This is a genomic window from Pilosibacter rotomagensis (genome assembly GCF_045062245.2).
Lineage (GTDB): Bacteria > Bacillota > Clostridia > Lachnospirales > Lachnospiraceae > Pilosibacter.
Window position 1 is genome coordinate 1,128,123 of record NZ_CM170323.1, and the last position, 12,602, is coordinate 1,140,724.

At 47.6% G+C, this 12,602-nt stretch carries 11 protein-coding genes and 1 tRNA gene; 8 read left to right on the forward strand and 4 right to left on the reverse strand.

The window, feature by feature from the left end:
- The first annotated feature begins 197 nt into the window (after window positions 1-197).
- The 5 genes from uvrB to ACI3EW_RS05005 all read left to right on the forward strand — a co-directional run bounded on the left by uvrB (window position 198) and on the right by ACI3EW_RS05005 (window position 6,099).
- Window positions 198-2,189 carry an excinuclease ABC subunit UvrB gene (gene uvrB, locus ACI3EW_RS04985; protein WP_329751608.1) on the forward strand — a complete coding sequence of 664 codons (1,992 nt, stop codon included), beginning with the start codon at window positions 198-200 and terminating at the stop codon, window positions 2,187-2,189.
- Window positions 2,190-2,461: 272 nt separating this feature from the next.
- On the forward strand, window positions 2,462-2,692 hold the full coding sequence (locus ACI3EW_RS04990; protein WP_118298846.1) for a FeoA family protein: 231 nt from the start codon (window positions 2,462-2,464) through the stop codon (window positions 2,690-2,692).
- Entirely contained in the window at window positions 2,689-4,683 is a 1,995-nt protein-coding gene (feoB, locus tag ACI3EW_RS04995) for a ferrous iron transport protein B (protein ID WP_118529364.1), read from the forward strand. The genes ACI3EW_RS04990 and feoB overlap by 4 nt, the downstream gene beginning before the upstream one ends.
- 196 nt (window positions 4,684-4,879) lie before the next feature.
- A complete protein-coding gene (locus ACI3EW_RS05000; protein ID WP_118529365.1) occupies window positions 4,880-5,656 on the forward strand; it encodes a threonine/serine exporter family protein in 777 nt (258 codons plus the stop codon).
- Window positions 5,653-6,099: a threonine/serine exporter family protein gene (locus ACI3EW_RS05005; protein ID WP_118298788.1), complete on the forward strand. Its 447-nt coding sequence runs from the start codon at window positions 5,653-5,655 to the stop codon at window positions 6,097-6,099. The genes ACI3EW_RS05000 and ACI3EW_RS05005 overlap by 4 nt, the downstream gene beginning before the upstream one ends.
- Before the next feature lie 48 nt (window positions 6,100-6,147).
- On the opposite strand, the gene ACI3EW_RS05010 is transcribed toward ACI3EW_RS05005, so the two are convergent.
- On the reverse strand, window positions 6,148-7,074 hold the full coding sequence (locus ACI3EW_RS05010) for a DUF5688 family protein (RefSeq protein WP_405580455.1): 927 nt from the start codon (window positions 7,072-7,074) through the stop codon (window positions 6,148-6,150).
- Between the two features lie 579 nt (window positions 7,075-7,653).
- Between ACI3EW_RS05010 and ACI3EW_RS05015 the strand changes: the two genes are divergently transcribed.
- Window positions 7,654-7,992, forward strand: a complete 339-nt coding sequence (locus ACI3EW_RS05015; protein ID WP_118529594.1) for a cupin domain-containing protein — start codon at window positions 7,654-7,656, stop codon at window positions 7,990-7,992.
- Window positions 7,993-8,153: 161 nt separating this feature from the next.
- Here the strand turns inward: ACI3EW_RS05015 and queA are convergent, their stop codons facing one another.
- Window positions 8,154-9,179, reverse strand: coding sequence for a tRNA preQ1(34) S-adenosylmethionine ribosyltransferase-isomerase QueA (gene queA, locus ACI3EW_RS05020; protein WP_118529368.1), 1,026 nt, complete (start codon window positions 9,177-9,179; stop codon window positions 8,154-8,156).
- A gap of 230 nt (window positions 9,180-9,409) precedes the next feature.
- Here queA and ACI3EW_RS05025 point away from each other — a divergent pair, with 230 nt between their 5' ends.
- A complete protein-coding gene (locus ACI3EW_RS05025; protein WP_117503506.1) occupies window positions 9,410-9,991 on the forward strand; it encodes a cysteine peptidase family C39 domain-containing protein in 582 nt (193 codons plus the stop codon).
- A gap of 221 nt (window positions 9,992-10,212) precedes the next feature.
- Window positions 10,213-10,284 (forward strand) — tRNA-Arg (locus tag ACI3EW_RS05030).
- 211 nt (window positions 10,285-10,495) lie between these two features.
- On the opposite strand, the gene ACI3EW_RS05035 is transcribed toward ACI3EW_RS05030, so the two are convergent.
- The gene (locus ACI3EW_RS05035; protein ID WP_182426709.1) at window positions 10,496-11,686 is read right to left on the reverse strand and encodes a tyrosine-type recombinase/integrase; all 1,191 of its coding nucleotides are present in this window, start codon (window positions 11,684-11,686) and stop codon (window positions 10,496-10,498) included.
- A gap of 93 nt (window positions 11,687-11,779) precedes the next feature.
- Window positions 11,780-11,998 carry a helix-turn-helix domain-containing protein gene (locus ACI3EW_RS05040; protein ID WP_243022180.1) on the reverse strand — a complete coding sequence of 73 codons (219 nt, stop codon included), beginning with the start codon at window positions 11,996-11,998 and terminating at the stop codon, window positions 11,780-11,782.
- Between the last annotated feature and the right edge of the window lie 604 nt (window positions 11,999-12,602).

Here is a 12,602-nt window from a genome sequence, read left to right on the forward strand (position 1 = left end):
ATATACGTGCGGGGCGTAGGATAGCGGGAGCAAATGGAAAATAGAACATAAGTTCGAAAATAACTGTACATTTCTATATAGACATGGTATACTTAAAAGCAGTTAAATATATTTTTAATTCCAGGATGCGAGACCGGAATAATATGAAAGAAGCATGAAACTAAAAAAGATGAAATAGACCGAATCAGGAGGAAACCATGGATCATTTTGAACTTGTATCAGAATATCAGCCGACCGGTGACCAGCCGCAGGCAATCGAACAGCTGGTAAAAGGCTTCAGGGAAGGCAATCAGTTTGAGACACTGCTCGGTGTGACTGGATCCGGTAAAACATTTACGATGGCGAACGTGATCCAGCAGTTGAATAAACCAACACTTGTGATCGCGCACAATAAGACGCTGGCAGCACAGCTTTATTCGGAGATGAAGGAGTTTTTCCCAAATAATGCGGTGGAATATTTTGTATCCTATTACGACTACTATCAGCCGGAGGCCTATGTGCCGTCGACGGATACTTATATTGAAAAGGACTCCGCGATCAACGATGAGATCGATAAGCTGCGTCATTCTGCGACAGCGGCCCTTTCTGAGCGGAATGATGTGATCATTGTAGCTTCGGTATCGTGTATCTATGGTCTGGGAAGCCCGATCGATTATAAGAACATGGTGATCTCGCTGCGCCCTGGAATGGAAAAAGACAGAGATGAAGTGATCCACAAACTGATCGATATCCAGTATACAAGAAATGAGATGGATTTTAAACGAGGAAGTTTCCGTGTGCGAGGAGATGTGCTGGAAGTATTTCCGGCATACTCCGGAAGTGAGGCGTACAGGATCGAGTTCTTCGGGGACGAGGTGGACCGGATCATAGAGATCGAGGCGCTGACCGGAGAGGTGAAGGCACAGTTGGAACATGTGGCGATCTTCCCGGCATCCCACTATGTCGTTCCGAAGGAAAAGATGATGCGTGCGACTGAGAATATTCTTGCAGAGATGAAGGAGCAGGTAACCTTCTTTAAAAGTGAGGATAAGCTTCTGGAGGCACAGAGGATCGCTGAGCGGACAAACTTTGACGTGGAGATGATGAGGGAGACTGGATTCTGCTCCGGGATCGAGAACTATTCCCGCCATCTCGTGGGTTCCGCACCGGGGCAGCCGCCGTGCACGCTGCTCGACTATTTTCCGGATGATTTTCTGATCATCGTGGACGAGTCCCATATTACGCTTCCGCAGGTCCGCGGCATGTATTTTGGTGACCGATCGCGAAAAAAGACACTGGTGGATTATGGCTTCCGTCTGCCGTCCGCACTTGATAACCGTCCGCTGAATTTTGAGGAGTTTGAGACACATATCAACCAGATGATGTTCGTGTCGGCGACGCCGTCCACTTATGAGGCGGAACATGAACTCCTGCGTGCGGAGCAGATCATCCGCCCGACAGGGCTTCTGGACCCCGAAATCTCTGTCCGTCCGGTGGAAGGACAGATCGATGATCTGGTGGGCGAGATCAATAAAGAAGTGGAAAAGCACAATAAAGTTCTCATCACGACGCTCACAAAGCGTATGGCGGAGGACCTGACGGATTATATCAGGGAAGCCGGAATTCGTGTAAAATATCTGCACTCGGATATTGATACGCTGGAGCGTGCGGAGATCATCCGGGATATGCGTCTGGACGTCTTTGATGTCCTTGTCGGAATTAACCTTCTCAGAGAGGGACTCGATATCCCGGAGATCACGCTTGTTGCGATCCTGGATGCGGATAAAGAAGGATTTCTTCGTTCAGAGACATCCCTGATCCAGACGATCGGGCGTGCGGCCAGAAACGCGGAAGGTCATGTCATCATGTATGCAGATACGATCACAGATTCCATGCGGGCCGCCATCGACGAGACGAATCGCCGCCGGGAGATCCAGCAGAAGTACAATGAGGAACATGGAATTACCCCGCAGACGATCAAAAAAGCAGTCCGTGATCTGATCGCGATTTCAAAGGCAGTCAGCGCGAATGAGGAAGAATTTAAGAAAGATCCGGAGTCTATGGATGCAAGGGAACTGGAGAAACTTGTAAAGGAACTTACAAAGAAGATGCGCCAGGCGGCAGCGGAACTGAACTTTGAGGAAGCAGCTAAGCTGCGTGACCGGATGAAGGAAGTGAAACAGATGCTGCTGGAACTGGAGGATCATTAGAACGCACAGCAGGAAGAAGAAATATTTTGTATTCCGGGGAAATGCTGTGGAAGGATTTTACAGACGAAGGTATGTGACTGCTATAAAAAAGGAAAAAGGACTGGGAGACAGAAGCTCTCAGTCTTTTTGATATGTGCACACATGCCTTTGCCCGCACCGGGCGGACGAATGTACCGGAATACGATTATTGACAATTATTCTCAATAAGAATACAATATTTCCAGATGACAGGAAGACTGCTATCGACTATGATAATGAAGGATGGACACAGGATGAAACTTTATGAAGGAAAGATTGGCACAACGTACCTGGTCGAATCGGTTCATGTGGAAGATGCGATCAACCGGCGTCTGGAGGCGCTGGGTGTAAATGAGAATACTCCTCTTCTTGTGATGAACAAGAAAAACAGCGGAACGATGATCATCAAAGTCCGCGGAACCCGTCTGGCGCTTGGAAGGCGGATCACAGGCGGGATCGAAGTTAAAGAGGAGGCGGCATCATGAGTGGAACAGAAAGACCGATCAATGTCTGTTTTGTGGGAAACCCGAACTGCGGAAAGACAACCTTGTTCAATGCATTTACCGGTGCAAAATTAAAAGTGGCAAACTGGCCCGGCGTTACGGTAGAGCGGGTGGAAGGAGAGACGAGCTATAAGGGCAGAAAGATCCATGTGATCGATACGCCGGGTATCTACAGCCTGACTTCCTATACAATGGAAGAACTCGTCACAAGGCGCTGTATCGAGGAGGACGATGTGGATGTGATCATCAACGTCGTTGACGCGTCCTCACTGGAACGAAATCTGTATCTGACGCTGCAGCTTCTGGAATTAAAGAAACCAGTAATTCTGGCACTCAACATGATGGATATCATCGAAGAGCGCGGAATGGAGATCGATCTTCACCGTCTCCCGGAGATGCTGGGCTCGATCCCGGTCGTTCCGGTATCAGCGAGAAAGAGGACAGGACTCGATGTTCTGATGCATGCAGTGGTACATCATTATGAGGAAGGACCGCAGGGGGTGATCGTTCACTATGACAGGACGATCGAAGACCGGATCCAGAGAGTAGAGGACCTTCTCCGTGAAAAATATCCGGACCTGACGAACCTTCGCTGGCATGCGATCAAGATGCTCGAGTACGATAAGGAGGTCATGAAGGACCATCCGATCGAATTTGAGAGTATCGTTCCGGAAACTCTGGAAAAAGAGATCATCAATGAAAAGTATGACTATGTGGAATCGGTTGTCAACGAATGTCTCTTTAACAAAGAAGAAAAATCACAGATGACGGATCGGGTGGATCGTCTTTTGACGCATCCGGTTCTTGGAATTCCGGTATTTTTCGGGATCATGGCACTTGTATTTTTCCTGACGTTTACCGTCGGAGATTTCCTGAAAGGTTACTTTGAACAGGGACTGGAACTTTTATCGTCGAGTGTACTTTCAGGGCTGCAGGCTGCGGGTGCCTCCGACTGGGTGATCTCCCTTGTTGTTGATGGTGCACTTGCTGGAGTCGGAGGAATCCTGACATTTCTGCCGAATATTTTTATTCTTTTTCTCGCACTTGCATTCCTTGAGGACAGCGGATATATGGCGAGAGTGGCATATGTCATGAATGAGACGATGGGAATGGTCGGACTTTCCGGTCGTGCGTTCCTTCCGATGCTGTTAGGATTTGGCTGTACGGTTCCGGCAGTCATGGCGACAAGAGCGTTGGAAAACCAGAGAGACCGTTTAAAGACGATCCTCATCACGCCATTTATGTCATGTTCAGCAAGGCTGACGATCTATGTACTCCTTGCTGATATGTTTTTTCCGAAGTCGGCGATGTTAGTGGCATATTCCCTGTACCTTGTCGGAGTTGCGATGGCGATCATCATTGCGCTGATCGTACACAAAACGACAGACAGCAAGACGGAAAATGCCCTTTTGATCGAGCTTCCGGAATACAAGATCCCGAACTTGAGAACTGTAGCGATCTACGTATGGGAGAAAGTAAAGGATTATCTGACAAAGGCAGGAACAACGATCTTTCTCGCATCGATCATTTTATGGTTTGTCATGAATGTGGGACCGACCGGATTCATCACAAACGTTGCGGACAGCTTTGCTGCAAAATTCGGTCAGATCCTGGTGCCGGTATTAAAACCGGTCGGACTCGGAAGCTGGCAGATCGCGGTAGCGCTGATCTCAGGAATTTCCGCTAAGGAGGTTGTTGTTTCAAGTATGTCCGTACTCTACGGGATCACAAACATCAACTCGGCAGCAGGAATGGCAGAACTTTCCGGAATCCTTGGGGGAACGGGATTCACGGCTGTCAACGCGTATGCACTGATGGTATTCTGCCTTCTCTATACACCGTGTATCGCCACGATCGCCACGATCAAACGTGAGACACAGTCCTGGAAATGGACCCTGGGGATGGTCGTATTCCAGCTGGTACTCGCCTGGATGGCGGCATTTGTCGTATTCCAGATCGGAAGCCGTCTGTGATCTTTGACAGAGCAAAAATATTGAGAAGCTCCCATCTTCTGACGAGCACTCAAAGGAAGCAGTCATTAGAAGAATAAGTGGGTGAAAAGAGAACAGTGCAACAAATCACGGTCAGGTTTGCGCTGATATGTCAGACTCTGTGAAATTACTGACCGTGGATCGGAACAAGAATCTGAAGGGGTAAAAGGGGTAACAGATGAACGAAAAAACTTTGCTTGAGGCCGTGGTGCTGGCAGGTGAGCTCATGCTTGTCAGCGGCGCGGAGATCTACAGAGTGGAAGATACTATGAACCATATGTTGAAACGCTCCGAGTATGAGCAGACGGAGACGATCGTATATGGAACAGGAATCTTTGTCACGTTAAGCGATCCGAATAAGGAACCGCTGACCCGGGTCAAACGTGTCGCGGACCGGTGTACAAGTATCAACCGGATCTGTCTGGTGAATGATGTGTCGCGCCATTTCTGTGAGGGAAAGATCACCGTGGAGGAGGCGCTGAGACAGCTGCGTGAGATCCAGTCACCGAAGACGATCCAGTATGACTGGCTGACACAGGGACTGGGGTACGTTGGGGTTTCGGCGTTTTTTGCCCCCATGTTCGGCGGATCCTTTGGAGACTTTCTGGCATCGATCGTAGTCGGTGTCTGCCTTGCGGTCGCGGCCTGGATCGGAAAGGCGCTGAAATTCAACGATTTCTGTTTTAATGCCTTTGGCGCCTTTGTGCTGGCATTTTCAGCCATGACGGTCTGTCATTCCTATCCGGGGCTGAATTCTGATACGATCATTGTCAGCGCTGTTATGCCTCTTGTCCCCGGGGTGACGTTTACGACGGCGATTCGTGATACATTGAACGGCGATTATGCTGCCGGTTCTGCGCGGATCCTCGAGGCGATCGTTGTGGGACTTGCGGTAGCATTTGGAGTCGGAGCAGGACTTGTCGCTGCACGCAGTCTGGAAGGAGGACTTTTATGATCATACAGGTATTCAGTGCGTTCTGGGCGATCGCGATGTTCTCGATCCTGACGGAAACTCCAAAGCGATTTTTACCATATGCCGCATTTTCCGGCGGTTTCGCCTGGTGGGCGTATTTGGTGATCAATAACCTGACACATTCCACTCTTCAGGCAACGTTTTTTTCGATCCTTGCAATGGCATTTTTAAGTCATATCCTGGCAAGGATCAAGAAAGCTCCGGTGACGGTTTTCCTGATCGCGGGAATCCTTCCGACAGTTCCGGGAGCAGGGATTTACCGGACTGTATATTATCTGATCCAGGGAGATCAGGCGCTTTCCACGCATTACCTGATCTCAACACTTCATACCGCAGGAGCGATCGCCCTGGCGATCTTTATTACAGATTCTGTCGTAAATCTCGTACATCTCTATCATGAAGGAAGTCATGCGAGAAGAAATTAGGCGGTGAGCTTGTTGGAAGCTTTGTGGGAGGCGTGCGGCAGGCGGGATCTACAAAAGAGCTTCGGAGTTGTCAGCGTAGATCTCCATCCGGTCGGTTTCTCTGCGGTAGCGGTACAGATGGTCAGAGAGAAAGTCTTCCGGCAGGATCGACTCGCGGTTGACATTCTGGATCGTATTGCAGAAGACATGGTAATCACGTTCCGTAAAAGCTTCAGAATCAGCAATGATCAGGACCTCGTGGATGCTGGAGGGAAGGATGAGAAGATCTTTCCCAAACGCATCCGCGAGGTCTTTTAATTTGTCCGGATAGAGTACGCAGGCGGCTCCGTGGTGAGCGGAACTGTTGGTAAGGACATAGAGCGTCGGAACCGGGCAGTCTTCCGGAACAAAATCGATGGAACCGGGGAAGTATTCCTCGATCACTGTCTCAAGGCGCCGGAAATTTGCCGGATAGATTCGGGGAGTATTTTCCGCTGCAAGCGAAAAAAGATCTTCCGGCGTCAAGTTCCAGGACGCGGACACCACGTTTGTGATGACGGAGCTGATCTGAGTTTCCCCTTCAGATTCTATGACCAGGGAGAAGATGACCGCGAGATCAAGGCAGGGGATCCAGGGAATCGTCTTTAAAAGTTCCTCGTTTTTATCCTGGGCGACGAGACGACAGGTGATCCGGTCCCGGAAATCTTCAAAATGGTTCAGGGAAGTTAGACCCGCCACGGAGAGCGGAAGTTCCGTATCAGTGATCGATACCATGTAATCGCAGAGCTCGGACATAGAATGTCCTTTTTCAAACTGTTCGTACAGCATCTCAAGGGAGATCACGGGAGAGCAGTGTTTTCCTGCTTTTAAGAGAGCCAGGGAGTCGAGGACGACCCCGTTGTTTTTCAGAACGTGTTCCCGGTGAATGGAATAGCCGGTGTCAAGCATGTTAAAAAGCTCTTCCCGCAGTGCAGCACAGAATTCTTCGTAGTTCATTGTAATACCTCCTGATGTGTTTTCAGATTCATAGATTTGATATTTGTGACGTGTAAGAATAGAATGTGTGTAACGATCCAGCCGGACGGATCCAGGGGATGAAGCTGGTCCCGGAGTTTACAGGTTGGTGGCCAGACATCGGGAAGAAGCTGCCGATGGAAATTTCTGTAAGGAAAGGATTGGACCGTTACGGATGTAAAACAAGTGAAAACACGCTTCGCGAGTTTTCACTTGTTATCGCGACAGTCGCCAAGGTCTCGCGTAAGCGCGGACTTTGGCTCGTTGTTCGCGTAAATAAAAGGATAGGTGTATTCTATCGAAATCCAGTTCGAAAATCAATCGTGATGATTCACAAGAATTGCCCCCTGAAATTGACACTCGAACGAAAAAATGTTGTATTTACAACATACAAAAGGAAGATATCGTGGTAAAATAGCAATAATATAATCCCAGGGGGCAAAAGTTAGAACTCTGATGCAAGTCTGCCCACAGAAAGATCTTTGCCCCTGGAATCCGGCAAGACTGATCCAGTTTAAGAGACGGATCATGGTAAGATCCGGACGGAAAGGAAAAAGAAAAATGGCTTTTATCAAAAATATCGACCATGAAAAAGTTTTAAACCTTGCTTCTCAGATCACAGCAGCACCGGGACAGATCGTCAGCAAGACACTTGCCCAGAATAAGGCAGTTAGTCTGACATTGTTTGCGTTCTCCAAAGGTGAGGAGATCAGCACGCACGATTCTACCGGCGATGCGATGGTTCATGTGATCGAAGGCGTCGGTCAGTTCACCGTAGACGGTGTGGAACATATCTGCAAAGCCGGAGATGTTCTCGTTATGCCGGCGAAGAAACCGCATGCAGTGTTTGCAAAAGAAGATTTCAAGATGCTGCTTACTGTGGTATTTCCGTTGGATTGATCGTTATTCTGGATTCTCTGGAAAAAGGATGTGCTCTGACAGAGCCGGGTGCCCTGCAGCAGGAGAGCAGGAAAATTTTCCGGAGAACAAAAAAGGTTGCTGTAACCCAAAAAGATCCCTGTGTGATCGGAAAGTCACACAGGGATCTTTGACATCATTGGTCAATGAATAAACATTGCATCTCCGAAACTGAAGAAACGATACCGTTCTTTGATCGCTTCCTGGTACGCATTCAGGATATGCTCGCGTCCTGCGAGAGCGGATACGAGCATAACAAGCGTGGACTCCGGAAGATGGAAGTTTGTGATCAGGCAGTCCAGGATCTTAAACTTGTATCCCGGGTAGATGAAGATCTCGGTCCAGCCGCTTCCAGCCTTTAAGATCCCGTCATCGCCGGTTGCAGATTCCAGGGTACGGCAGCTTGTGGTTCCAACGCAGATCACACGTCCGCCGTCTGCCTTGGTATCGTTGATCTTCTTTGCCTCGGACTCCTCTACGATATAGAATTCAGAGTGCATGTGATGATCTTCGATGGTATCGACCTTTACCGGGCGGAAGGTTCCGAGACCCACGTGAAGTGTTACATGAGCGATCTTAACTCCCATGTCCTCGATCTCCTGTAAAAGCTCCTTTGTGAAATGCAGACCGGCTGTCGGGGCGGCTGCGGAGCCCTCATGCTTCGCGTATACAGTCTGATAGCGGTTCTTATCTTTTAACTGGTGCGTGATGTACGGGGGGAGCGGCATCTGGCCAAGCTTATCGAGGATCTCCTCGAAGATCCCGTCATATTCAAACTGGATCAAGCGGTTCCCTTCATCGACGACATCGATGACTTTTCCTTTTAAAAGTCCGTCACCGAAGGATACTTCTGCACCGACCTTCATCTTTTTACCTGGCTTTACAAGAGTTTCCCAGACATTGTCGGATTTTCTCTTTAAAAGAAGAACTTCGATTCCGGCATCTGTTCCGACCTTATGTCCCATGAGACGCGCCGGGATAACTTTTGTATCGTTGATAACAAGGCAGTCGCCCTTTTTCAGGTAATGCAGAATATCGCGGAAATGACGGTGTTCCATTTCTCCGGTCTTTTTATCTAATACAAGCAGCCGGGAAGCAGAACGGTCCTCAAGCGGATCCTGTGCGATCAGTTCCGGCGGCAGTTCAAAGTTAAAATCTGTTACATTCATTTCTCTATCTCCTGTCTGGCATCTTTATCAAAAAGTTCCATGCCATTGTAGCAGAATCGGGAAGAAAAATCAATGAGGCGCGAAGGAATATGGGGAAAATCGGTGATCATCTGCAAAAGGCTCGGACATCAGCCGGGAAATAAAAATATATCTTGTTGTTTTAAGGTTATGGTGGTACGATAGGAAAATCAAAAGCATGGTGCATGCGGCAATCGGAAGGAGCAGTTGTAATGAAATATATCAATCAGTTAGAACACAGAGATATCCCCTATGAACATAATTTGGACCACGGCGGAGTGCCGGAGGAGAAGCGGAATGTGGCTGCAGCAGGCTGCGGACCGAGCTGTCTGTGCATGATGGTGGATGCGCTGACTCTGTCAACCTATGAACTCACAGACTGCCTGAAATTATCCAATGAGGTTGGCGCGAACCGTGAGATCGGAACGAGCCTGAAGATCCTGGGCCCCGTCGTTGCGGAAAGGTTTAACCTGAATTATGGGGAAACGAGTGATCTGAATGAACTGAAGGCGCACCTGGCAAAAGGCGGACTCGCCATCGCAAATTCCGGCGGAGACCGGGAAGGGTATACCGGGGTGTTCACTCATGGAGGACATTACATCCTCGTTGTATCGGCCGATGACAATGAGGCGTGCATTCTGGATCCGTCCTATAAAGAAGGAAAATATGAGGAGCCGGGCAGGGATGGAAAAGCGAGAGCCGTAGATGGCTTTGTTTACTGCAGCCTGAAAGTTCTTGCAGAGGACTGCGCAAACCGTACTCCGTCCTACTATCTGTTTTCAAGAAAGCATTAAAAATATGAAAAGCGCGGCAGCCGGGAAATGGAAAAGCAGTGCACCTGGAACTGCCGCGCATTCATGCGAAGATGCAGATCATCGTAAGCGACCGCGCGGGACTCCGGAAGGTGCCAGGACGCATGCATCCTTAGTTTAGAAAAATTGAGTGAAAAAATATACAAAAAAATAATTCTCATCCCCTTGCATGAATCAAAAAATTATTGTATACTATTAGAGATGCATCTGTAGCTCAGTGGATAGAGCAGTGGCCTCCGGAGCCGCGTGCGTAGGTTCGATTCCTATCAGATGCATTTTTTTATGCCCTGGGAAGCCAGGGCGGTTAGAATCCTGTAAACCTTTTGAAATAAGGGTTTGCGGGATTTTTCTATGCATCCACATGGAAACCGGAATAGACTGATATAGACTGTTTTTGACTGGTTCTGACTGCACTTTTTGTGGTCAGATTCATGGTCAACTTTTGGGTCAAATTTGGGTCAAACTTTTTGCCCGAAACCCGCATGTTTAAATGGATGGTATCGCTTTGATTGCGTTTCGTTTCTGCTCTTCAATGATGTGAATATAGGTGTTGTAAGTTGTGGTCACGTTACGATGACCTAATAACTTACTCACAACGGCGATATCTACGCCCTTACGGAGCAGAGTAGAAGCAAATGTATGGCGAAGTCCATGCAGTCCGATATGATGGATCTCAGCGGCTCCCAGGGCGTATTCCAGAGATTGGAATAGTGATCGCTCGGAGATCTGTGCACCGGAGTCGGTGGAGATCACATAAGGAGTTTCGATTCCTCGTTTCCTGTTGTAGTTCTGGATCTGTTCCAGCATCTCAACAGCTCTGTCGTTTAATGGAATCTCCCGGACACCTGCGGCGGTCTTTGTCTCACTGACCAGTTTTTGACGCTTTCCAGCATTCCAATTTTTATCACGGCTCTTTACAAGTGTGAAATTTTTATTGATCCGACATATGCGGTTCTCAAAATCAATGTCACTCCATTCAAGCGCGATCGCTTCTCCGCACCGGATCCCGGTGTTGAGGAGAAAGAGATAGGCTGGGACATGTTTATAAAACTGATTGTCATTCTTGAAAATCTTGTTGTTAAAGGCGTAGAACTTTGATATTTCCTTTGGAGTCAAAATATCAATCTCGCGTGTCTTAACGGCAACATGTTCCTCTTTTGGGACGATGACAGCGTCACAGGGATTCGTGGTGATGATACCGCGCTGCTTCGCATACTTGAAAAATCCGTTGAGAAATTCGTAGATCTTTTTAATATACGAGTAGCTCAGCTCCTGAGCTTTTGCGTTGATCAGCATCTGGATATCATCACTGTTGATCTGCGTGAGAGGGAGAAAGCCTAAGGCTGGTTTAATATGCACTTCATAGGTCGTTTCAAGGCGGTCGATTGAGTTGCCGCGAAGGTTGGGAAACTTATAAACGCGCATCCAATGCTCAGCGTGCTGCCAAAATGGCGTCTTATCTGCCTCGCAGAGGTATTTCTGACGATCAGAGTTATACTGCTTAATTAGTTTCTTTAACTCGCGTTCAGTCGGCGCGTAGAAGCTCTTATAAGCATACCTCCCATTGACTTTTCCGAGTGATACCCGGTATTCCCAACGACCATCTTTGCGCTGGTTGATCGTGCCCTCTCCATCATATCTTTTTGTTGTGTTATTTGTGGTTGCTGATTTGCTCATGGTTGTCCTCGCTTTCGATGATGCGATAATGCCATGTATCAGACCACTGTATTGATTGTGGTCATTATAGCATTTTCGCATCACTTCAAGCAACTAAAAGTTTAACTCTTTTCCGGCGTTTTTTGTCATCCAGTCATCTAACTGCTGTTTAGAGATATAGTAGTTGTTACCGATCTTGACAGCGGGGAGGAGACCAGAGTTGAGAAAACGCCGCATTTTATCTCTGCCATACCCGAAAATATGTTGGAGATCATGTTGGTTCAGATATTGGGGGATATCTGGGGCATCTTTAGTTAAAGAGTTATTCTTCACAAAAAATTCCTCCTTGGAGGTGTCCCGGATGGCGTATCCGGGACGGTTTAGCAAATTACTCCTCTGGTGTACCCCAGATAGAGATATAGGTCTCAGCATCCAGGTTATGCTCACACCATTGACGTGCCTCTTCTCGAGTAAGGGATACAATTTTTTCACCGCCGGTCAGATTGTTAATACCGGTAGGTCGAGCAAGACTTGTCATAGCTCCGCCGACAATATGTAACCAGTATTCACCGTTATCCTTACGATATAAGGTTTCGCAATAGCAGGTTAAGCCAGTCTTACCGTTCCAGTTCTCGCCGATCATTGTTGATGATGCGGAATCGTAAAGTCTATTATTCATTATAAATTGCATTTTGTTTTTTGGATAACGTTATCGTTTTCTCCTTTTTTTTATAAACAATGCATTGCTTATGATGTTAGTATATATGTTTTACCTCAAAAAAGGATGTAAAAAAATGCAGAAAAATATTGAAAAAAACGCAAAAAAATGCATGACAAATGATAAGATATATGCTATACTAATTATAGTTTATTGTTCGTTGTGTAAATGGAGTATGGGTCATAGTGCTGAAAGGAAGCATTATGGCCTTTTTTGTTG

Coding starts and splice junctions, on each gene's coding strand:
- ACI3EW_RS05010 (WP_405580455.1), bottom strand. CDS start 7,074: ATGAACTACGAAGAATTCTGTGCTGCACTGCGGGAAGAGCTTTTTAAC.
- ACI3EW_RS05025 (WP_117503506.1), top strand. CDS start 9,410: ATGAAATATATCAATCAGTTAGAACACAGAGATATCCCCTATGAACAT.
- ACI3EW_RS05000 (WP_118529365.1), top strand. CDS start 4,880: ATGAACGAAAAAACTTTGCTTGAGGCCGTGGTGCTGGCAGGTGAGCTC.
- ACI3EW_RS05005 (WP_118298788.1), top strand. CDS start 5,653: ATGATCATACAGGTATTCAGTGCGTTCTGGGCGATCGCGATGTTCTCG.
- ACI3EW_RS04990 (WP_118298846.1), top strand. CDS start 2,462: ATGAAACTTTATGAAGGAAAGATTGGCACAACGTACCTGGTCGAATCG.
- ACI3EW_RS05015 (WP_118529594.1), top strand. CDS start 7,654: ATGGCTTTTATCAAAAATATCGACCATGAAAAAGTTTTAAACCTTGCT.
- queA (WP_118529368.1), bottom strand. CDS start 9,179: ATGAATGTAACAGATTTTAACTTTGAACTGCCGCCGGAACTGATCGCA.
- feoB (WP_118529364.1), top strand. CDS start 2,689: ATGAGTGGAACAGAAAGACCGATCAATGTCTGTTTTGTGGGAAACCCG.
- uvrB (WP_329751608.1), top strand. CDS start 198: ATGGATCATTTTGAACTTGTATCAGAATATCAGCCGACCGGTGACCAG.
- ACI3EW_RS05035 (WP_182426709.1), bottom strand. CDS start 11,686: ATGAGCAAATCAGCAACCACAAATAACACAACAAAAAGATATGATGGA.